This window comes from Muricoccus radiodurans (genome assembly GCF_050154705.1).
Classification (GTDB): Bacteria; Pseudomonadota; Alphaproteobacteria; order Acetobacterales; family Acetobacteraceae; genus Roseomonas; species Roseomonas radiodurans.
Genome location: NZ_CP189561.1, coordinates 1,542,183 through 1,563,290 on the forward strand (window position 1 = coordinate 1,542,183; position 21,108 = coordinate 1,563,290).

A 21,108-nucleotide genomic window follows, 5' to 3' on the forward strand; every position below is an offset into this window, starting at 1 on the left:
TCCTCTCAGGGCTTCTGGTTGGCGCGGGCCTGCTGGCCCAGCACCGTCTTCACGCGCGCGATGTCCCGGCGCACCGCACGGATGCGCCCCACCGCCTCCAGCTGCCCCGTGGCCCGCTGGAAGCGCAGGTTGAACTGCTCCTTCCGCAGGTCGAGCAGCATGGTCTTCAGCTCGTCCGCCGTCTTGCCGCGGACGTCCGCGATCTTCGTCATCTACGCCTCCGCCGCGCCCAGACGGGCGACGACCTTCGTCTTGATCGGCAGCTTGGCCGCACCCAGGGCCAGCGCCTCGCGCGCCGTCTCCTGGTTCACGCCGTCGATCTCGAACATGATGCGGCCCGGCTTGATCCGGACCACCCAGTACTCGGGCGCGCCCTTGCCCGAACCCATCCGGACTTCCGCCGGCTTGGTCGACACGGGCACGTCCGGGAACACCCGGATCCACACGCGGCCCTGACGCTTCATCGCACGGGTGATCGCGCGGCGCGCCGCCTCGATCTGCCGGGCGGTCACCCGCTCCGGCTCCAGCGCCTTCAGGCCATAGCCGCCGAAGGACAGGGTGAACCCGCCCTTCGCGATACCCTTGATCCGGCCCTTATGGGCCTTGCGGAACGTCGTCCGCTTCGGCTGCAACATCGTTCCGGTTCCTCAGCGCTGCGGGGCCTGCTCGGCCGCCCGCTTGTCCTGCGCCATGGGATCATGGGCCATGATCTCGCCCTTGAAGATCCACACCTTCACGCCGCAGGTGCCGTAATTGGTCTTGGCCGTCGCCACGCCGAAGTCGATGTCCGCGCGCAGCGTGTGCAGCGGCACTCGCCCCTCGCGGTACCACTCCATCCGCGCGATCTCCGCCCCGCCGAGGCGACCGCCGCAATTGATGCGGATGCCGCCCGCGCCGAGGCGCATCGCCGACTGCACCGCCCGCTTCATCGCACGGCGGAACGCCACGCGACGCTCGAGCTGCTGCGCGATGCTCTCCGCGACGAGCGTGGCATCGAGCTCGGGCTTGCGGATCTCGATGATGTTCAGCGCCACCTCGGCGCCGGCCATCTTCGCCAGGTCCTTGCGCAGCACCTCGATGTCGGCGCCCTTCTTGCCGATCACGACGCCCGGGCGGGCGGCGTGGATCGTCACGCGAGGCTTCTTTGCCGGGCGCTCGATCACGACCTTCGCGACGCCCGCGCCCTTCAGCCGCTCGCGCAGCGTCGTGCGCAGCTTCAGGTCGTCATGCAGCAGCGACGCGTAGTCGCCGCCCGCATACCAGCGGCTGTCCCAGGTGCGGTTGATGCCGACCCGCAGGCCGATCGGATTGACTTTGTGACCCATTACGACGCGGCCTCCTCGGCCACAGGCGCCGCCTGCTGCTCGGCGACAACGATCTTCAGATGCGAGAACCACTTCTCCACCCGCGCCGCCTTGCCGCGACCGCGCGCCTGGAAGCGCTTCATGACGATGGAACGCCCCACCTCGGCGCGCGCCACCACCAGCTTGTCCACGTCGAGGCTGTGGTTGTTCTCGGCGTTGGCGATCGCGCTCTCGAGCGTCTTCTTCACCGTGTCCGAGATCCGGCGCTTCGAGAACGTCAGGATCGCCACCGCGTCCGACGCCCGCCGGCCGCGGATCAGCCCCGCCGCCAGGTTCAGCTTGCGCGGGGAGACGCGGATGTTGCGCGTCACGGCCTGCGCCTCGGAGTCCGCGAGCGAGCGCTCGTGCTTCGGCTTGCTCATCGGATCAGCCCCGCTTCGCCTTCTTGTCCGCGGAGTGACCGGTGAAGGTGCGCGTCGGCGAGAACTCGCCGAACTTGTGCCCCACCATGTTCTCCGAGACCTGAACCGGGATGAACTTCTTGCCGTTGTAGACGCCGAAGACCAGCCCGACGAACTGCGGCAGGATCGTGCTCCGGCGCGACCAGATCTTGATGATCTCGTTCCGCGTCGAGGCGCGCGCCGCCTCTGCCTTGTTCAGCAGGTAGCCGTCAACGAACGGCCCCTTCCACACGCTGCGCGACATCGCGGTCAGCCCTTCTTCGCGGTGCGCCGCCGGACGATCAGACGGTCCGTGCGCTTGTTGACGCGGGTCTTGTAACCCTTGGTCGGCTTGCCCCAGGGCGTGACCGGGTGACGACCACCCGAGGTCCGGCCCTCGCCACCGCCGTGCGGGTGATCCACCGGGTTCATCACCACGCCGCGGTTATGCGGCCGGAAGCCCATCCAGCGCTTCCGCCCGGCCTTGCCGAGCTGCTGGTTGGAGTTGTCCGGGTTGGACACGGCACCGATGGACGCCAGGCACTCGGCGCGGAGCAGCCGCACCTCGCCGGACATCAGCTTCACCTGCGCGTAGCCCGCATCCTTGCCGACCAGCTGGCAGTAGGTGCCCGCGGACCGTGCGATCTTCGCCCCCGCGCCCGGCTTCATCTCGATCGCGTGCACGATCGTGCCCACGGGGATGGAGGCCAGCGGCATGCAGTTGCCGGGCTTGATGTCCGCGCGCTCCGCCGCGACCACCGCGTCGCCCGCCTTCAGGCGCTGCGGCGCGATGATGTAGGCCAGCTCGCCGTCCTGATACTTGATCAGCGCGATCCAGGCGGTGCGGTTCGGGTCGTATTCCAGCCGCTCCACCGTCGCCGGAACGCCGAACTTCGCGCGCCGCTTGAAGTCCACGTAGCGGTAAGACTGCTTATGTCCGCCGCCCCGGAACCGAACCGTCGTGCGCCCGTGGTTGTTACGGCCGCCGGAGTGGCTCTTGCCCTCCGTCAGCTGCTTGACGGGCTTGCCCTTCCACAGCTCGGACTTGTTGACCAGCACCGTGCCGCGAAGGCTCGGCGTGACCGGATTAAATTGCTTCAGCGCCATGGCTTACGCGAGCCCCGTCGTCAGATCGATGCTCTGGCCCTCGGCCAGGCTCACGATCGCCTTCTTCCAGTCGGAGCGCTGGCCCGGCCGTCCGCGGAAGCGCTTGGCCTTGCCTTTCACCACCACCGTGTTCACGCCGGTGACGGTCACGCCGAACAGGCCCTCGACCGCCGCCTTGATCTCCGGCTTCGTAGCGTCCAGCGACACCTTGAAGGTCACCTGGCCGACCTCGGTCAGCACCGTCGCCTTCTCGGTGATCACCGGGGAGACGACGATCTGGTACATCCGCTCGCGCGAGACCACCGGCTTCTTCTGCGTCCCGCTCACGACAGGCGCTCCTTGAGGGCCTCGACGCCCGCCCGCGTCACCGCGAGCACGTCGTGGCGCACGATGTCATAGACGTTCGCGCCCACCGTTGGCATCACCTGGAACTTCGGCAGGTTGCGCGCGGCGCGGACGAAACCCTCGGCGGGCGCCGCGTCGAACACCAGCGCGCTCGACCAGCCCAGCGCCTCAACCTGCTTCGCCAGCGCCGCCGTCTTGGTAACGTCGCCGACATCCAGCACCACGAGCTTGCCCTCGGCCACCTTCTGAGACAGCGCGGAGATCAGTCCGAGGCGACGCACCTTCTTCGGCAGCGAGTACTCGTGACTGCGCACCACCGGCCCGTGTACGACGCCACCGGTCCGGAACTGCGGCGCACGGAGCGAGCCCTGGCGGGCGTTACCCGTGCCCTTCTGGCGATAGGGCTTCTTGGTGGTCCCGGAGACCTCGCCCATGCCCTTCACCTTGTGCGTGCCGGCCCGGCGCTTGGCCAGCTGCCAGTGCACGACCCGCGCCATGATGTCCGGGCGCGGCTCCGCCCCGAACACCTCGGCCGGAAGCTCGATCTCGCCGGCCTCGGCGTTGTCGAGCGTGATGACCTTCACCTGCATCACCCGATCCTCAAGCCGTCGCCGTCGGATACGGCGCGTCGGCGTGGCGCTTCCGCTTCACGGCATCGCGCACCATCACCCAGGAATTCGCGGCGCCGGGTATCGCGCCCTTCACGAAGAGGATGCCCTTCTCCGCGTCCACGCCGGCGACCTCCAGATTCTGGGTCGTCACGCGCTCCACGCCGAGATGGCCGGCCATCTTCTTGTTCTTGAATGTCTTGCCCGGATCCTGACGGTTGCCCGTCGAGCCGTGCGAGCGGTGGCTGATCGACACGCCATGGGACGCCTCGAGGCCCGAGAAGTTCCAGCGCTTCATCGCGCCCGCGAACCCCTTGCCCTTCGTCACGCCGGTGACGTCGATCTTCTGCCCCTTCACGAAGTGGGCGGCGGAGAGCTTCGCGCCCGCCTCCAGCACCGCGTCGGCGGCCACCCGGAACTCGATCACCTTCGCCGGCGCCTCGACACCGGACTTAGCGAAATGGGCCTTGTTCGGCTTGGTGACGTTCTTCGCCTTCGCGTGCCCGGCTCCGAGCTGCACGGCCAAGTAGCCGTCCTTCTCGGCCGAGCGCACGGCCACGACCCGCACGTCATCCACGTGCAGCAGCGTCACCGGCACGGTGGACCCGTCCTCATTGAACAGCCGGGACATGCCCAGCTTGCGGGCGATCAGGCCGGTGCGGCCCTCTTTCGCGGCCATGGTAAGGCGCCCCTCGAACTCAGATCTTGATCTCGACGTCCACGCCGGAGGCCAGGTCGAGCTTCATCAGCGCGTCCACGGTCTGCGGAGTGGGGTCGACGATGTCCAGAAGACGGCGATGGGTCCGGATCTCGAACTGCTCGCGCGACTTCTTATCGACGTGCGGCGAACGGTTCACGGTGAACCGCTCGATGTGGGTCGGGAGCGGGATTGGCCCCCGCACCCGCGCGCCGGTCCGCTTCGCGGTGTTCACAATCTCCCGCGTGCTGCCATCCAGCACGCGGTGATCGAACGCCTTGAGGCGGATCCGGATATTCTGGGTGTCGGCGGCCATCTTACTTCTCGATGCTGGCGACGACGCCGGCGCCGACGGTGCGGCCGCCCTCGCGGATGGCGAAGCGCAGGCCCTCGTCCATGGCGATGGGGGCGATCAGCTCGACCGACATCGTCACGTTGTCGCCGGGCATCACCATCTCCACGCCCTCGGGCAGCTGCACCACGCCCGTGACGTCGGTCGTCCGGAAGTAGAACTGCGGCCGGTAGTTCGTGAAGAACGGCGTGTGGCGCCCGCCCTCCTCCTTCGTCAGCACGTAGGCCTCGGCCTTGAACTTCGCGTGCGGCTTGATCGAGCCCGGGGCGGCCAGAACCTGCCCGCGCTCCACGTCCTCACGCTTCGTGCCGCGCAGGAGCGCGCCGATGTTGTCGCCCGCCTCGCCCTGGTCAAGCAGCTTGCGGAACATCTCGACGCCGGTCACCGTCGTCTTCGTCGTGTCCTTCAGGCCGACGATCTCGATCTCCTCGCCGACCTTCACCACGCCGCGCTCCACGCGGCCCGTCACCACCGTCCCGCGGCCGGAGATCGAGAACACGTCCTCGATCGGCATCAGGAACGGACGGTCCTTCGGGCGCTCGGGCTGCGGGATGTAGGCGTCCACCGCCTCCATCAGCTTCAGCACCGCCTGCTCGCCGATCTCCGGCTGCTTGTCCTCCAGCGCCATCAGCGCCGAGCCGTGGATGATCGGGATGTCGTCCCCCGGGAACTGGTAGGAGGACAGCAGCTCGCGCACCTCCATCTCGACCAGCTCCAGCAGGTCCGGGTCCGCCATGTCCACCTTGTTCAGGAACACCACCAGCGCCGGCACGCCGACCTGGCGCGCCAGCAGGATGTGCTCGCGCGTCTGCGGCATCGGGCCATCGGCGGCCGAGACCACGAGGATCGCGCCGTCCATCTGCGCCGCGCCCGTGATCATGTTCTTCACGTAGTCGGCGTGGCCCGGGCAGTCCACGTGCGCGTAGTGGCGGTTGTCCGTCTCGTACTCGACGTGCGCGGTCGAGATCGTGATGCCGCGCGCCCGCTCCTCCGGCGCCTTGTCGATCTGGTCATACGCCGTGAAGGTCGCGCCCCCCTTCTTGGCCAGAACCTTCGTGATCGCCGCCGTCAAAGACGTCTTGCCATGATCCACATGGCCGATCGTCCCGATGTTGCAGTGCGGCTTGTTCCGCTCAAACTTCGCCTTCGACATCGTCTTTGCCCCGTTCGATCCGTATTACCAGCGGTAATGGCTGAAGGCCTTGTTCGCCTCCGCCATCCGGTGCGTGTCTTCGCGCTTCTTCACGGCCGATCCGCGGTTGTTCGCCGCGTCCATCAGCTCCGCGGAGAGGCGGTCTTCCATCGTGTGCTCGCCGCGCTTGCGCGCGCTCTCGATCAGCCAGCGGATCGCCAGCGCCTGGCGGCGCTCCGGGCGAACCTCCACCGGCACCTGGTACGTGGCACCGCCGACGCGACGGGAACGCACCTCGACGGCGGGCTTCACGTTGTCCATCGCCTCGTGGAACAGGCGCAGCGGATCACTGTTCGGGCCGCCACGACGCTTGAGCGTGTCCATGGCGCCGTACACGATCCCCTCGGCCGTGCTCTTCTTCCCATCGTACATCAGCACGTTCATGAAACGGCTCAGGACGATGTCACCGAACTTCGGGTCCGGCAGAACCTCGCGCTTCTCTGCGCGGTGACGACGAGACATCCTCTCAGCCCCTCACTTCGGCCGCTTGGCGCCGTAGAGCGACCGGCGCTGCCGGCGCTTGGCGATACCCTGCGTGTCGAGCACGCCGCGCAGGATGTGGTAACGAACGCCCGGGAGGTCCTTCACGCGCCCGCCGCGGATGAGCACCACGGAGTGCTCCTGCAGGTTGTGACCCTCGCCGGGGATGTAGCTCACCACCTCGAACCCGTTCGTCAGGCGCACCTTCGCGACCTTCCGGAGCGCCGAGTTCGGCTTCTTCGGCGTCGTCGTGTACACGCGCGTGCAGACGCCCCGCTTCTGCGGGCTGCCCTGCAGCGCCGGCACCTTGTTCCGGCTCGGCTTCGGCTCGCGCCCCTGCGCGATGAGCTGGTTGATCGTCGGCATGACGCCCCTTCGTGAACCCGTACCCGTGGCCGCCCACCCCGCGCCGAGAGACCCTGCTGTCAAGCAAAGGCGCCCGCCCGATCGCGTCCAGCGACCCAGCGGGCTGATCTCTGACCCCCGGCCTGAACTGCCCTGAAGGAGCAGCGGCACCGGAGACGCGGAACAATCGTCCAGAACCAGGAGCCGCGGCCGCCGGCCGGCGGGCTCCGTGGAGGGGCGGACACCTACCCCCCCGGAACCCTTAAGTCAAGCGGTTTAAGCCCTGTAAAAGGACGGGGCGGGGGACCATCCCCCGCCCCGTCGAGCCACGGAAAAGACGGCCTGAGCGGGCCGCCTTCCCCGTCCTCAGTCGCCCGCCACCGGCTCGCCGCCGGGAGGCAGGGCGGGCTGGGCCGCCGGCAGGCGCCCCTTGTCCCGCTGCGCCGCCAGGGCCCGCAGCTTGTTCATGACGGAGCCCGTGCCGGCCGGGATCAGCCGGCCGACGATGACGTTCTCCTTCAGGCCCTCGAGCCGGTCCACCTTGCCGGCCACGGCGGCCTCGGTGAGCACCCGCGTGGTCTCCTGGAAGGAGGCCGCGGAGATGAAGGAGTTCGTCTGCAGCGATGCCTTGGTGATGCCCTGGAGCACCGGCTCGGCCCGGGCGGGCCGCTCCTTCATCTCCAGCCGCTTCTCGTTCTCAATCTCGAACTCGATGCGGTCCACCTGCTCCCCGATGAGGTAGGTCGTGTCGCCCGGCTCCAGGATCTCGACCTTCTGCAGCATCTGGCGAACGATGACCTCGATGTGCTTGTCGTTGATCTTGACGCCCTGCAGTCGATAGACGTCCTGGATCTCGTTCACGAGGTAGTTCGCGAGAGCCTCGACGCCCAGCACCCGAAGGATGTCGTGCGGCACGCGGGGACCATCCACCAGCGGGTCGCCAGCCCGGACATAGTCGCCCTCCTGCACGGAGACGTGCTTGCCCTTCGGCACCAGGTACTCGCGGCTGGCGGGCTGCTCGTCGCCCACCGCCTCGGGCACGACCACGATCCGGCGCTTGGCCTTGTAGTCTTTGCCGAACTCCACCCGTCCGTCGATGTCGCTGATAATGGCGGCATCCTTCGGCCGGCGCGCCTCGAACAGCTCCGCCACGCGCGGCAGACCGCCCGTGATGTCGCGGGTCTTCGACGATTCGCGCGGCAGTCGGGCGATGACGTCGCCCGCATGCACCGTCGCGCCGTTCTCGACGTTCAGGATGGAGGCGGGCTGTAGCCGGAACTGCGCCACCACGCGGCCGCCCTCACGCAGCACGATGGAGGGCTGCAGGTTGGCCGACTTCAGCACCGGTTCACGCACCACCTTGGAGGACAGCCCCGTCACCGGGTCCGTCTCCTCGTAGAGGGACACGCCCTCCAGCAGGTCCGTGTACTCCACCACGCCGGCCCGATCGATGATGATCGGCAGGGTGAAGGGGTCCCACTCCGCCAGCTTCTGCCCGCGCGTGACGGCGCCGTCCTCGGTCAGTAGCAGCCGGGCGCCGTAGGGCACGCGGAACCGCGCGCGCTCCCGCCCCTGCGCATCGCTCAGCACGATCTCGCAGTTGCGGCTCATCACGATGGTCACGCCCTCGGAGTTCGTCACCACGGTCTTGTTCAGCACCTTGACCGTGCCGTCCGAGGTAGCCTCGACCGCCGACTGCTCCGCGCTCCGCTGCGCCGCGCCGCCGATGTGGAAGGTGCGCATCGTCAGCTGCGTGCCCGGCTCGCCGATTGACTGGGCCGCGATGACGCCCACGGCCTCGCCCTCGTTCACCGGCGTGCCACGCGCGAGGTCGCGGCCATAGCACATGCCGCACACCCCCTGCCGCGCGTCGCAGGTCAGAACGGAGCGGATGTACACCTCCTCCACCGCCGCGTGCTCGACGCGATCGGCGTCCGGCTCCTCGATCAGGGTGCCGCGGGCGAGGATGACCTCCCCCGTCTCCGTGTCCACCACGTCGCGCTGCGCCGTGCGGCCCAGGATGCGCTCGGAGAGGGAGGAGACGACCTCGCCGCCGTCCATCACCGCGCGCACGGTGATCCCCCGCTCGGTCCCGCAATCATTGTCCACGATGATGCAGTCCTGCGCCACGTCGACGAGACGCCGCGTCAGATAGCCCGAGTTCGCCGTCTTCAGCGCCGTGTCCGCGAGACCCTTCCGGGCACCGTGGGTGGAGTTGAAGTATTCGAGGACCGTCAGCCCCTCCTTGAAGTTGGAGATGATCGGCTGCTCGATGATCTCACCGGACGGCTTGGCCATCAGCCCGCGCATGCCGGCCAGCTGGCGCATCTGCGCCGGCGACCCGCGCGCGCCGGAGTGGGACATCATCCACACCGAGTTGGTCTGCACGCCGATCTCCTGGCGCGAGATCTCCTTCATCATGGCGCCCGCGACCTCTTCCGTCGCGCGCGACCAGGCGTCCACCACCTTGTTGTAGCGCTCACCGGCGGTGATCAGGCCGTCGAGGTACTGCTGCTCGAACTCCTTCACCTCGCCCTTGGTGCGATCGATCATCTCCGCCTTGGAGGCGGGGATCATCATGTCGTTCTTGCCGAAGGAGATGCCGGCCTTCGCTGCGTTGCGGAAGCCGAGCCCCATCAGCCGGTCGGCGAAGATCACCGACTCCTTCTGACCGCAGTGGCGGTACACCGCGTCGATCACGTCGGAGATCGAGCGCTTCGTCAGCTGCCGGTTGACGATGGAATAGGGCACCGCGTGATGCACGGGCAGCAGGGCGCCCATCATCAGTCGGCCCGCCGTCGTCGTCACAGTCTCGCGCCCGCGCTTGCCGTTCTCATCCGCCTTCGGCACCGCCGCCAGGATCGCCGAGTGCAGCGTGATGGCCCCGGCGGCCAGCGCCTGCTCCACCTCGCCCAGTCCGTCGAACACCCGCGGACGATAGGTCAGCGCCTCCCGCTCCTCGTCGGAGAGAGCGGACTTGCCCGCCGCGCCCGCGATCAGGGCGCGCACGCCCTCGATCTTCTTCGCGGCGTCACGGAACTCCGGCGTCTCCAGGCTCAGATAATAGAGCCCGAGCACGATGTCCTGAGACGGCACAATGATCGGCTTGCCGTTCGCGGGGCTGAGGATGTTGTTCGTCGACATCATCAGCACGCGCGCCTCCAGCTGGGCCTCGAGGCTCAGCGGGACGTGCACGGCCATCTGGTCGCCGTCGAAGTCCGCGTTGAAGGCGGTGCAGACCAGCGGGTGGAGCTGGATCGCCTTGCCCTCGACCAGCACCGGCTCGAAGGCCTGGATGCCCAGCCGGTGCAGCGTCGGCGCCCGGTTCAGCATCACCGGGTGCTCGCGGATGACCTCTTCCAGGATGTCCCACACCTCGGGACGCTCCTTCTCCACCATCCGCTTGGCGGCCTTGATGGTGGTGGCGTGGCCGTACTTCTCGAGCTTCGAGTAGATGAAGGGCTTGAACAGCTCCAGCGCCATCTTCTTCGGCAGGCCGCACTGGTGAAGCTTCAGCTCCGGCCCCACCACGATGACCGAACGGCCGGAGTAGTCGACGCGCTTGCCCAGCAGGTTCTGGCGGAACCGCCCCTGCTTCCCCTTCAGCATGTCGGAAAGCGACTTCAGCGGCCGCTTGTTCGCGCCCGTGATCGCCCGGCCACGGCGGCCATTGTCGAACAGCGCGTCCACCGCCTCCTGCAGCATGCGCTTCTCATTGCGCACGATGATGTCGGGGGCGCGCAGCTCGATGAGCCGCTTCAGCCGGTTGTTCCGGTTGATCACGCGGCGATACAGGTCGTTCAGGTCAGAGGTCGCGAAGCGCCCGCCATCCAGCGGCACCAGCGGACGCAGCTCGGGCGGGATGACCGGCACCACGTCCAGGATCATCCACTCCGGGCGCGCGCCGCCCTCGGCGAAGCTCTCGATGAGCTTCAGCCGCTTCACGTACTTCTTCCGCTTCGCCTCGGAGGAGGTCTCCTTCAGCTCGGCCCGGAGACGTGCGCTCTCCTTGCCGAGGTCGATGCCGGTGAGCATCGTCTTCACCGCCTCGGCGCCGATGCCGACCGTGAAGGCGTCCTCGCCGAACTCGTCCATCTTCTGCTGATACGCGTCCTCGGTCAGCAGCTGGTGCAGCTTCAGGTCCGTCAGACCCGGCTCCAGCACGACATAGGACTCGAAGTAGAGAACCTTCTCCAGCTCCTTCAGCGACATGTCGACCATCAGACCGACGCGGCTCGGGAGCGACTTCATGAACCAGATATGCGCGACGGGGGACGCGAGTTCGATATGCCCCATGCGCTCACGGCGCACCTTGGCCAGCGTCACCTCCACGCCGCACTTCTCGCAGATGATGCCGCGGAACTTCATGCGCTTGTACTTGCCGCAGAGGCACTCGTAGTCCTTGATCGGCCCGAAGATGCGGGCGCAGAATAGCCCGTCCCGCTCCGGCTTGAAGGTGCGGTAGTTGATCGTCTCGGGCTTCTTGATCTCGCCATAGGACCAGGACCGGATCTGCTCCGGGCTGGCGATGGTGATCTTGATCTGATCGAAGGTGACGGCCTGGCCGGTCTGGCCAAGGATCTTCATCAGCTCGTTCATGGGGCCTTCCTTCTCAAGTCCAGCCTGCGCCGCTCGCACGACGCCACATCAGCGGCCGGCCCCGCTGGGAAGGGGCCGGCGCGATCCTCAATGCAGTTGCTCAGGAGCCGCGGTTCTCGAGGTCGACGTTCAGGCCAAGGCTCTTCAGCTCCTTGGTCAGCACGTTGAAGCTCTCGGGGATGCCGGCCTCGAAGGTGTCCTGGTCACGGACGATCGCCTCGTACACCTTGGTGCGGCCCGACACGTCGTCGGACTTCACCGTCAGCATCTCCTGCAGCGTGTAGGCCGCGCCATAGGCTTCCAGCGCCCAGACCTCCATCTCGCCGAAGCGCTGGCCGCCAAACTGCGCCTTGCCACCCAGCGGCTGCTGCGTAACGAGCGAGTAGGGACCGATGGACCGCGCGTGGATCTTGTCATCCACCAAGTGGTGCAGCTTCAGCATGTAGATGTAGCCGACCGTGACCTTCCGCTCGAAGGGCTCGCCCGAACGTCCATCCACCAGCTGCACCTGCCCGGACGTGTCCAGCCCGGCCTGGGTCAGCATCGCCTCGATGTCGGAGATGCGCGCGCCGTCGAAGACCGGCGTCGCGATCGGCACGCCGCGCTTCAGGTTCTCGCCGAGCTCCAGAAGCTGATCCTCGGACATGTTGACGATCTCACGGTCCGTGATCTCGTCCCCATAGACCTCGCGCAGCTTGTCGATCAGCGCGTCCCGGGCAGCACCGGCACGGCGGTAATCCTCCACCACCTCGCCGATCTGCTTGCCGAGGTTCGCGCAGGCCCAGCCGAGATGCGTCTCCAGGATCTGCCCGATGTTCATGCGCGAGGGCACGCCCAGCGGGTTGAGAACCAGGTCGACCGGCGTGCCGTCCTCCAGGAACGGCATGTCCTCGATCGGCACGACGCGGGAGACGACGCCCTTGTTGCCGTGGCGACCGGCCATCTTGTCGCCGGGCTGCAGCTTCCGCTTCACCGCGACGAAGACCTTGACCATCTTCATCACGCCGGGCGGCAGCTCGTCGCCGCGTTGCAGCTTCTCCACCTTGTTCTCGAAGCGCTTCTGCAGCCGCTCCACCGCCGCGTCGAACTCGCGCTTCAGCGCCTCCAGCTGCGCCTGGGCCGCGTCGTCGGAGACGGAGATCTGCCGCCAGGTCATCCGGTTGAACTCGCCCAGCACCTCATCGGTGATGACCGTGCCCTGCTTGACGCCCTTAAAGCCGCCCGCCGCCTTACGGTTCAGCAGCACCTCGCGGAGCCGCCCGGTGAAGGACCGCTCCTGGATGGCCCGCTCGTCGTCGCGGTCCTTCGCAAGCCGCTCGATCTCGGCGCGCTCGATCGCCATGGCGCGCTCGTCCTTGTCCACACCACGACGGCTGAACACGCGAACGTCCACGATGGTGCCCGACACCCCCGGCGGCAGGCGCAGCGACGTGTCACGTACGTCGGACGCCTTCTCGCCGAAGATCGCGCGGAGAAGCTTTTCCTCCGGCGTCATCGGGCTCTCGCCCTTCGGCGTCACCTTGCCCACCAGGATGTCGCCCGGCTGCACCTCGGCGCCGATGTAGACGATGCCGGCCTCGTCGAGGTTGCGCAGCGCCTCCTCACCCACGTTCGGGATGTCGCGGGTGATCTCCTCCTGGCCGAGCTTCGTGTCGCGCGCGCTCACCTCGAACTCGTCGATGTGGATGGACGTGAACACGTCATCCTGCGCGATCCGCTCGCTGATGAGGATGGAGTCCTCGAAGTTGTAGCCGTTCCAGGGCATGAAGGCGCAGAGCGCGTTCCGCCCGAGGGCCAGCTCGCCCAGCTCGGTGGACGGGCCGTCGGCGATGATGTCGCCGGCCCGCACCTCGTCGCCCACGCGGACCAGCGGCCGCTGATTGATGCAGGTGGACTGGTTGGACCGCTGGAACTTCCGCAGGCGGTAGATGTCGACGCCCCGGGTCGTGCCGTCCTCGCCCGTCGCGCGCACCACGATGCGCGCGCCGTCGATGCTGTCCACCACGCCGTCTCGCCGCGCCACGATGGAGGCACCGGAATCCCGCGCCACCGCGGCCTCCATGCCCGTGCCCACCAGCGGCGCGTCGGACTTCACCAGCGGCACCGCCTGGCGCTGCATGTTGGAGCCCATCAGCGCCCGGTTCGCGTCGTCATTCTCCAGGAACGGGATCAGCGCCGCCGCCACGGACACGAGCTGCTTCGGGGACACGTCAATGGCGGTCACCTCCTCCGGCTTCACCAGCCGGAAGTCGCCGCTCTGCCGCACGGACACGAGCTCCGAGCGGAACTCGCCCGTCTCCCGGTCCACCTCGGCATCGGCCTGGGCGACGACGAGCTTCTCCTCCTCCATGGCGGAGAGGTAGCGGGGCTCGCCCGTAATCTTGCCGTCGCGCACCATCTGGTACGGCGTCTCGATGAAGCCGTACTTGTTCACCTTCGCGAAGGTCGCCAGCGAGTTGATCAGGCCGATGTTCGGCCCCTCCGGCGTCTCGATCGGGCAGATGCGGCCGTAATGGGTCGGGTGCACGTCGCGCACCTCGAAGCCCGCCCGCTCCCGCGTCAGACCACCCGGCCCGAGCGCCGAGAGGCGCCGCTTATGCGTCACCTCCGACAGCGGGTTCGTCTGGTCCATGAACTGGGACAGCTGGGACGACCCGAAGAACTCGCGCACCGCGGCGGCCGCCGGCTTCGCGTTGATCAGGTCCGTCGGCATCACGGTGTCGATGTCCACCGACCCCATGCGCTCCTTGATCGCCCGCTCCATGCGCAGCAGGCCGACCCGGTACTGGTTCTCCATCAGCTCGCCGACCGAGCGCACCCGGCGGTTGCCAAGGTTGTCGATGTCGTCGATCTGCCCCTTGCCGTCCTTCAGCTCCAGCAGCGTGCGGACGGTGGCCAGGATGTCCTGCTTGCGCAGGGTACGCTGCGTGTCCGGCGCCTCCTCCATGGAGAAGCCGAGCCGCATGTTCATCTTCACCCGGCCCACGGCCGAGAGGTCATAGCGCTCGCCATCGAAGAACAGACCGCGGAACAGCGTCTCGGCCGTCTCCGGGGTGGGCGGCTCGCCCGGGCGCATGACGCGGTAGATGTCCATCAGCGCGTCGTCGCGGGACGAGTTCTTGTCCACCGCGAGCGTGTTGCGCATCCAGGGGCCGACGGTGGAGTCGATCGCCAGCGTCGCCAGGCTGTCGTAGCCGGCCGCCTCGATGGCGGCGAGCTTCGCCTCCGTCAGCTCCTCGCCCGCCTCCGCGTGGATCTCGCCGGTGGACATGTCCACCAGGTCCTCGGCCACGTAGCGCCCGAGCAGGTCGGCCCGGCCGACGAGCACCTCCTTGGTGCCCTCATCCGCGATCTTGCGGGCGGCGCGCGGGTTGAGCTTCGTGTCCTTCGCGGCCACCACCTTGCCGGTCGCCGCGTCGACCAGGTCCTCGGTCAGCTTCAGCCCGCGGAAGGCGTCCGGCTCATAGGGGCGCGACCAGCCCTGCGGCCCGCGGGAGAACTCCACGCGGCCGTAGAAGGTGTTCAGGATCTCCTCGGCGTCCATGCCGCGCACCTCGCCGGACTCCAGCGCCTCGGCGCCGCGCTCGGCCCGCTTCGCCTCGGTCGCGGCCGAATCGAGCGCATAGAGCAGCGTCGTCGCCGGCAGCTTCCGCTTCCGGTCGATGCGGACGTAGCAGATGTCCTTCGCGTCGAACTCGAAGTCGAGCCAGGAGCCGCGATAGGGGATCACCCGGGCCGCGAAGAGGTACTTGCCGGAGGAGTGGGTCTTGCCCTTGTCGTGGTCGAAGAACACGCCGGGTGAGCGGTGCATCTGGGACACGATGACGCGCTCGGTCCCGTTCACGATGAAGGTGCCGTTGTCCGTCATGAGCGGGATGTCGCCCATGTAGACGCCCTGCTCCTTGATATCGCGGATGGAGCGGGAGCCGGTGTCCTCGTCGATGTCCCAGACGATCAGGCGCAGGTGGGCCTTCAGCGGCGCCGCATAGGTCAGCCCGCGCTGGATGCACTCCTCGACATCGTACTTCGCCTCCTCGAACTCGTAGCGGACGAACTCGAGGCTGCCGCGGCCGGCGAAGTCGTTGATCGGAAAGACGCCCTTGAACACCTCCTGCAGGCCGGCATGGGCGCGGAACTCCGGCTCCACCTCCATCTGCAGGAAGGCTTCATAGGAGGCGCGCTGCACGTCGATCAGGTTCGGCATCGGCGCCACCTCGGGCAGCCGCCCGAAGCTCTTCCGGATGCGCTTGCGGCCAGTGAAGCCCTTGTTGCCGTCGAAGCCCTTCGAGATCGCGTTCATGCCAGCCCTGCTTCCCTTCGCCCGCCAATTCCGCCAGGGTCCGCGAGACCGCCCCGTCCCGGAACCCCGATCATTTCGCAGCCGGGGTGAATACCCGGCGAAAGCGGACGCGGGCGGAAACCGCTCTGGTTTCCGCCCGGCCCACCGATCCAACTCTCGCCCCGGCCAACCGGGCCGGGGCACGCCTGGGAAGAGGTCTTACTTGACCTCGACCTTGGCACCGTTCTCCTCGAGGACCTTGCGGATCTTCTCCGCCTCGTCCTTGGAAACGCCTTCCTTCACCGTCTTCGGAGCGCCCTCGACCAGGTCCTTGGCCTCCTTCAGGCCCAGGCCGGTGATCGTGCGGATCTCCTTGATGACGTTGATCTTCTTGTCGCCCGAGGCGGCCAGGACGACGGTGAACTCCGTCTGCTCCTCGACCGGCGCGGCAGCGGCACCGCCGCCAGCCGCCGGCGCGGCCGCCATGGCGACCGGCGCCGCGGCGGACACGCCCCACTTCTCCTCAAGCATCTTGGACAGCTCAGCGGCTTCCAGAACCGTGAGGCTGGACAGCTCGTCAACGAGCTTCGCGAGATCGGCCATGTCTATGTGCTCCGTGATCTAATGGCTTGGCTTGATGTTTGCAACCCCGCCCGCAACCGGGCGGGGAACTCAGCGTTTCAGGCGGCTTCCGCGCCCTCGGACGACCCATCCTTGTCGGCATAGGCCTTGAACACCCGCGCCAGCTGCCCGGCCGGAGCCTGCAGCACGCCCGCGATGCGCGTCGCCGGGGTCTGGATCAGACCCAGCAGCTGCGCCCGCAGCGTCTCGAGCGAGGGCAGCTCGGACAGGGCCTTCACGCCTTCGGCGTTGAGGACCTGGTTTCCGAGCGCCCCGCCCAGAACGACGAACTTGTCGTTCCCCTTGGCGAACTCCACGGCGGTCTTCGCCACGGCCACCGGGTCCCGCGACCACGCAAGCGCGGTCGGACCCTTCAGCAGCGGCGAGATGCCCTGGAAGCGGGTGCCGTCGAGGGCACGGGTGGCCAGCCGGTTCTTCGCGACCTTGTACGTCGCGCCTGCCGCCCGCATCCGGCGCCGCAGATCATCCACCGCCGCGACCGTGAGACCCTTGTTCTGGGTCACGAGCACGAAGGAGGTCTCCGCGAACACCGTGCCGAGCGTCGCGACGAACTCGCGCTTCTCCGTACGGTCCATTCCCGTCTCCTACGAAAAGCCGGTGCCTTGTGGAGGGGTCCCGGCCGGTTCACGCAGGGACGCGCCCGCCTGGGCACGCCCCGGTTCGCCTGTCTGAATCAAGCCGGAAGCCGCAAGCCAAGCCCGGCCGGGCCAGGGCCCCGCCGGATCACTCGTCTCAGGCACCCCGTCTCCCCGTTGCGCGGCGAACCGCTTCAAGGCCACCCCTCACAGGGACGGGGGCCACACCGGGTCTCGGACAGGTTCGGATGGGTTTCCCCACCCTGCCCGCCCCGCCGGAGCGGGGCGTATCTCGCCGGGGCCGGCCGTCCAGGACGACCAACCCCTCAACCCGCGGGCGGCGAACCGCCCGCGCTCACCCTCAGGCGGACAGGCTCGAGACGTCGACCTTCACGCCCGGGCCCATGGAGGAGGACACCGCCACCTTCTTCACATAGGTCCCCTTGGCACCGGTCGGCTTGGCGCGCTGGATGGCCTCCACGAAGGCCTTCGCGTTCTCCAGCAGCTTGCCCTCATCGAAGCTCGCCTTGCCGATCCCGGCATGAACGATCCCCGCCTTCTCCGCCCGGAACTCCACCTGGCCCGCCTTGGCGGCGGAAACCGCGCCCTTCACGTCCATGGTCACGGTGCCAAGCTTCGGGTTCGGCATCAGCCCGCGCGGGCCGAGGATCTTACCGAGCCGCCCCACCAGACCCATCATGTCCGGGGTCGCGATGCAGCGGTCGAAGTCGATCTTGCCTTCCTGGACGGCAGCGGCGAGCTCGTCGGCGCCCACCACGTCGGCCCCGGCGGCGGTCGCCTCCTCGGCCTTCGCGCCACGGGCGAAGACGCCCACGCGCACCGTCTTACCCGTCCCGTTCGGCAGGCCCACCACACCGCGCACCATCTGGTCCGCGTGCCGGGGGTCGATGCCCAGGTTCATGGAGATCTCGACGGTCTCGTCGAACTTCGCGGTCGCGGCCTTCTTCACCGTCGCGATGGCCTCGGCCAGCGCGTAGGTCTTCTCCAGGTCGAGGCCCTCAACGGCCTTCCGCAGACGCTTGCCCTGCTTGGCCATCGCTCAGCCCTCCACCACGGTCATGCCCATGGCGCGGGCGGACCCGGCCAGCATGCGCACCGCGGCCTCCTCGGTGTCGCAGTTCATGTCCTTCATCTTCACCTTGGCGATCTCGGCCAGCTGCGTCTTGGTCACGCGCCCGACGGAGCCGCCCTTGCCCGGCGTCTGGCTGCCCTTCTCAAGCTTGGCGGCCTTCAGCAGGAAGTAGGTGTTCGGCGGCGTCTTGGTGATGAAGGAGAAGGTGCGGTCGGTGAAGGCGGTGATCACCACCGGCGTCGGCGTGCCGGGCTCCATGCCCTGGGTCGCCGCGTTGAACTCCTTCACGAACTGCATGATGTTCAGGCCGCGCTGACCCAGCGCCGGGCCCACGGGCGGGGACGGGTTCGCCTTGCCCGCCGGAATCTGCAGCTTGATGTAGCCGGCGATCTTCTTCGCCATGATGGAACCTCTCTTTCGATCAGAGGCCCGCGGTACAGACGGCCCGCCCCGAAACCGGGTCCGAACCTCCCACGTTCCCTGAAAAGGGCGCGCGGCCGGGGACACCCCAGCCGCGCGGCCCGGCGATATAGGCTCCCTTCCCGACCCTGTCCAGCCGGAATTCCCCTCAGCGCGAAATCCTGCTGGACAATCAATATATTCCTAAGATACGCTCAACCGTGTCGGCGCCTCCACGCCTGACCGCTGGAGCCCTATCCCTTCGCCCCCAGCTTCTTCAGCATCTTCCGCAGCTTCACATCGGTGATCCCCAGTTCTTCCACCCGGGCCATCGCCTCGTTCGCGGCCTCGTTCACGACCAGGCTGGCCGGAAACAGGATGATCGCCCCCTGGGCCACCTGGACCCTGAAATGCGTCGGATTCCCGACCTGCTCCACGGCAGCCTTCGGCAGCGTCACCTGATTCTTGCTGGTCATCTTGGCGATCACGGCACGCCCTCCCCCGATCGGGTCACCTTAACCCACGGATAGCTCTCTGAAAGTAAGAAAGTAAGGAAGTAAGGTGCCTGAGGGACCGCGAACCGTTCAGCGGTGGGTCCCCAACGAAAAGGGGCCGCCAGTGGCGACCCCGCGGGAACTCAGACAGTGAGGAAGTAAGAAGGAACCACTCAGGACGGAAAGGCCTCAGGCCTTCTCCACCTGCCCGTACTCCAGTTCCACCGGCGTCGCCCGCCCGAAGATCGAGACGGAGACCTTCACCCGCCCCTTCTCCTCGTCGACCTCCTCGACCGTGCCGTTGAAGGAGGTGAACGGCCCGTCGGCCACCCGCACCTGCTCCCCCACCTCGAAGGTGATGGAAGGCCGCCGCGGCTTCTCCGCCGTCTCCTGAACCTGCTGGAGCATCCGCATCGCCTCCCGCTCGGGGATGGCCGCCGGCTTGTTCTTCGCACCCAGGAAGCCCGTCACCTTCGGCGTGCCGGTCACCAGGTGCCAGGCGTCGTCCGTCATCTGCATCTTCACCAGAACGTAGCCCGGGAAGAACTTCCGCTCGGAGTTAACCTTCTGCCCCCGCCGGACCTCGACCACCTCCTCGGAGGGGACCAGGACGTCCTCGAACTGATCGGCCAGTCCCTTCTGGGCCGCCTGCTCCTTGATCTGCTGGGCGATCTTCTTCTCGAAGCCCGAATAGACGTGGACCACGTACCACTTCTTGTCGGCCATGGCCGCTGGAACCTCCATCAACGGCGCCGCCTCCGGCCAGAGGCCTCCGGCGACACCCGCCTCCCGAACCGGGTCACGGGACCGGAGATGGTCCGGCCCTGCCCCGATGCCAAACCCGTAACGGCCGCTCGCTCAGCCGAAGCCGAACAGGAGCCGCGTCGCCAACTGGATCACCTTGTCCACCACCAGGAAGAAGATCGCCGCCACGACGGACAGGCCCAGCACGAGCCCCGTGGTGATCAGCGTCTCGCGCCGGGACGGCCAGGTGACCCGGCCGATCTCCTGCCGAACCTCACGCAGGTAACCTGCGGGATCGAAACCGGCCAAGCGGGCCCCCTCCGGCACGCCGCCCCGCCCCGGAAGAGGCAGCGAACGGCGCGCAATGCGATGAATCCGACATGCGCGGCCACCCCTGGCAGGGGCGGAGGGTCTCGAACCCCCAACCTCCGGTTTTGGAGACCGGCGCTCTAGCCAATTGAGCTACGCCCCTACAGCCCGGGACGGCCGCGCAGGGCCGGTGCCTTACGGCAACAGGCTGCGCCTGTCGAGGGGCGGCATCGGCCCGCCCGAGGTCCAGCGCCTCCTCACCACCGACGGAAGCGTCGACGGCACAAGTGCCGCGGCGGCGTGACGGCTTCGAAGAAAGCAGTTCGCCCCCCCAAGAGCTGCTGACGGGGCATCCCGGCGGTCGCAGCGGGCCGACCGCGCCCTTCCTCTCCGGCCGGTCCGGCGATTCGATTCGGACTGACCGGCCGCCTGGGCGTTGCCCCGCGGCTACGGCCACCGGAGGTGCGCCACCTCGGTCAGGCGGCCATCCGCCGATGTCCTGTCCCGCCCAGGGCCGCGTCCCAGGCCTCCGGATGGCCGCGCCAACCGACCTTCTCCGGCTCCGTGACGGTGATCGTCTCGATCCCCGTCGGCACCCGGGCCGGGTTGTAGTTCACCGCCAGCAGCCGCACCTCGCCGGAGGGGACCAACCCCCGCAGCGCCTCGACCAACGTTCCCAGCGCGTTGGGATCGTCCTCCGAATGCCGCTCCCGCACGAACAGCACGGGCCCGGCCATCGCCGCCGCCCGCAGCCGGTTCGCCAGGTGCCCGAACCGCGCCGCCGCCTGCGGCACGTGGTCCCGCCATTCCGGCCCCATCAGGTCGTCCTTGGTCCGGGGGAAATCGTGGTGGTGCAGGATGCCGAAGCGCGTGTTCCGGACGGAATGCAGCCGCCCCTTGGCGTCCAGCACCGGCTCCAGCAGCGCGGGGTCGTAGATCGGCTTCGGGTCCATGCCGACCTCCAGGCAGCGCAGCAGCCCGGACAGCGTCAGGATGAACCAGTCGAAGGGGAACTTATCGTCGCCCCCGAAATGCCGGCGCAGGTTGTGCGTCAGCCGGCAGCGGGAGCCGAGCGGGATGACGTGGCGGAACTCCATCGGCCCT

23 protein-coding genes and 1 tRNA gene are annotated in these 21,108 nt (G+C 68.0%); all 24 read right to left on the reverse strand.

What is annotated here, in order from left to right:
- Positions 1-5 precede the first annotated feature (5 nt).
- The 24 genes from rpmC to ACP6CK_RS07765 all read right to left on the reverse strand — a co-directional run bounded on the left by rpmC (position 6) and on the right by ACP6CK_RS07765 (position 21,101).
- Positions 6-212, reverse strand: coding sequence for a 50S ribosomal protein L29 (gene rpmC / locus ACP6CK_RS07650; protein WP_426958289.1), 207 nt, complete (start codon positions 210-212; stop codon positions 6-8).
- The gene (gene rplP / locus ACP6CK_RS07655) at positions 213-635 is read right to left on the reverse strand and encodes a 50S ribosomal protein L16 (protein ID WP_426958290.1); all 423 of its coding nucleotides are present in this window, start codon (positions 633-635) and stop codon (positions 213-215) included.
- Positions 636-647: 12 nt separating this feature from the next.
- A complete protein-coding gene (gene rpsC / locus ACP6CK_RS07660; protein ID WP_426958291.1) occupies positions 648-1,325 on the reverse strand; it encodes a 30S ribosomal protein S3 in 678 nt (225 codons plus the stop codon).
- Positions 1,325-1,726 carry a 50S ribosomal protein L22 gene (gene rplV / locus ACP6CK_RS07665; protein ID WP_426958292.1) on the reverse strand — a complete coding sequence of 134 codons (402 nt, stop codon included), beginning with the start codon at positions 1,724-1,726 and terminating at the stop codon, positions 1,325-1,327. The genes rpsC and rplV overlap by 1 nt, the downstream gene beginning before the upstream one ends.
- Positions 1,727-1,730: 4 nt before the next feature.
- On the reverse strand, positions 1,731-2,009 hold the full coding sequence (gene rpsS / locus ACP6CK_RS07670) for a 30S ribosomal protein S19 (protein WP_426958293.1): 279 nt from the start codon (positions 2,007-2,009) through the stop codon (positions 1,731-1,733).
- 5 nt (positions 2,010-2,014) lie between these two features.
- Complete coding sequence (gene rplB / locus ACP6CK_RS07675) at positions 2,015-2,851, reverse strand: 50S ribosomal protein L2 (protein WP_426958294.1); 837 nt, start codon at positions 2,849-2,851, stop codon at positions 2,015-2,017.
- Positions 2,852-2,854: 3 nt separating this feature from the next.
- A complete protein-coding gene (locus tag ACP6CK_RS07680) occupies positions 2,855-3,178 on the reverse strand; it encodes a 50S ribosomal protein L23 (RefSeq protein ID WP_426958295.1) in 324 nt (107 codons plus the stop codon).
- Positions 3,175-3,786: a 50S ribosomal protein L4 gene (gene rplD / locus ACP6CK_RS07685; protein WP_426958296.1), complete on the reverse strand. Its 612-nt coding sequence runs from the start codon at positions 3,784-3,786 to the stop codon at positions 3,175-3,177. Before rplD ends, ACP6CK_RS07680 begins: the two co-directional genes overlap by 4 nt.
- A 10-nt stretch (positions 3,787-3,796) precedes the next feature.
- Positions 3,797-4,483: a 50S ribosomal protein L3 gene (gene rplC / locus ACP6CK_RS07690; RefSeq protein WP_426958297.1), complete on the reverse strand. Its 687-nt coding sequence runs from the start codon at positions 4,481-4,483 to the stop codon at positions 3,797-3,799.
- 19 nt (positions 4,484-4,502) lie between these two features.
- Complete coding sequence (gene rpsJ, locus ACP6CK_RS07695) at positions 4,503-4,817, reverse strand: 30S ribosomal protein S10 (RefSeq protein ID WP_426958298.1); 315 nt, start codon at positions 4,815-4,817, stop codon at positions 4,503-4,505.
- Between the two features lies 1 nt (position 4,818).
- The gene (gene tuf / locus ACP6CK_RS07700; protein WP_426958299.1) at positions 4,819-6,006 is read right to left on the reverse strand and encodes an elongation factor Tu; all 1,188 of its coding nucleotides are present in this window, start codon (positions 6,004-6,006) and stop codon (positions 4,819-4,821) included.
- 24 nt (positions 6,007-6,030) lie between these two features.
- Positions 6,031-6,507, reverse strand: coding sequence for a 30S ribosomal protein S7 (gene rpsG, locus ACP6CK_RS07705; protein WP_426958300.1), 477 nt, complete (start codon positions 6,505-6,507; stop codon positions 6,031-6,033).
- Between the two features lie 12 nt (positions 6,508-6,519).
- On the reverse strand, positions 6,520-6,891 hold the full coding sequence (rpsL, locus tag ACP6CK_RS07710; RefSeq protein ID WP_426958301.1) for a 30S ribosomal protein S12: 372 nt from the start codon (positions 6,889-6,891) through the stop codon (positions 6,520-6,522).
- A gap of 345 nt (positions 6,892-7,236) precedes the next feature.
- On the reverse strand, positions 7,237-11,469 hold the full coding sequence (gene rpoC, locus ACP6CK_RS07715; RefSeq protein ID WP_426958302.1) for a DNA-directed RNA polymerase subunit beta': 4,233 nt from the start codon (positions 11,467-11,469) through the stop codon (positions 7,237-7,239).
- 100 nt (positions 11,470-11,569) lie between these two features.
- Positions 11,570-15,769 carry a DNA-directed RNA polymerase subunit beta gene (rpoB, locus tag ACP6CK_RS07720; RefSeq protein ID WP_426958303.1) on the reverse strand — a complete coding sequence of 1,400 codons (4,200 nt, stop codon included), beginning with the start codon at positions 15,767-15,769 and terminating at the stop codon, positions 11,570-11,572.
- Positions 15,770-15,967: 198 nt separating this feature from the next.
- Complete coding sequence (gene rplL / locus ACP6CK_RS07725) at positions 15,968-16,351, reverse strand: 50S ribosomal protein L7/L12 (RefSeq protein WP_426958304.1); 384 nt, start codon at positions 16,349-16,351, stop codon at positions 15,968-15,970.
- A 77-nt stretch (positions 16,352-16,428) separates the two neighbouring features.
- Positions 16,429-16,965 carry a 50S ribosomal protein L10 gene (rplJ, locus tag ACP6CK_RS07730; RefSeq protein WP_426958305.1) on the reverse strand — a complete coding sequence of 179 codons (537 nt, stop codon included), beginning with the start codon at positions 16,963-16,965 and terminating at the stop codon, positions 16,429-16,431.
- A 361-nt stretch (positions 16,966-17,326) separates the two neighbouring features.
- Complete coding sequence (gene rplA, locus ACP6CK_RS07735) at positions 17,327-18,022, reverse strand: 50S ribosomal protein L1 (protein WP_426958306.1); 696 nt, start codon at positions 18,020-18,022, stop codon at positions 17,327-17,329.
- 3 nt (positions 18,023-18,025) lie between these two features.
- Positions 18,026-18,460, reverse strand: coding sequence for a 50S ribosomal protein L11 (rplK, locus tag ACP6CK_RS07740; protein WP_426958307.1), 435 nt, complete (start codon positions 18,458-18,460; stop codon positions 18,026-18,028).
- A 251-nt stretch (positions 18,461-18,711) separates the two neighbouring features.
- A complete protein-coding gene (locus ACP6CK_RS07745; RefSeq protein WP_426958308.1) occupies positions 18,712-18,933 on the reverse strand; it encodes a hypothetical protein in 222 nt (73 codons plus the stop codon).
- A gap of 207 nt (positions 18,934-19,140) precedes the next feature.
- A complete protein-coding gene (gene nusG / locus ACP6CK_RS07750) occupies positions 19,141-19,677 on the reverse strand; it encodes a transcription termination/antitermination protein NusG (protein ID WP_426958309.1) in 537 nt (178 codons plus the stop codon).
- A 132-nt stretch (positions 19,678-19,809) separates the two neighbouring features.
- Positions 19,810-20,004 (reverse strand): preprotein translocase subunit SecE, encoded by a 195-nt coding sequence (gene secE / locus ACP6CK_RS07755; protein WP_426958310.1) that lies wholly within the window; start codon positions 20,002-20,004, stop codon positions 19,810-19,812.
- 86 nt (positions 20,005-20,090) lie between these two features.
- Positions 20,091-20,167, reverse strand: a tRNA-Trp gene (locus ACP6CK_RS07760).
- 313 nt (positions 20,168-20,480) lie between these two features.
- Complete coding sequence (locus ACP6CK_RS07765) at positions 20,481-21,101, reverse strand: DUF1796 family putative cysteine peptidase (protein ID WP_426958311.1); 621 nt, start codon at positions 21,099-21,101, stop codon at positions 20,481-20,483.
- Positions 21,102-21,108 lie beyond the last annotated feature (7 nt).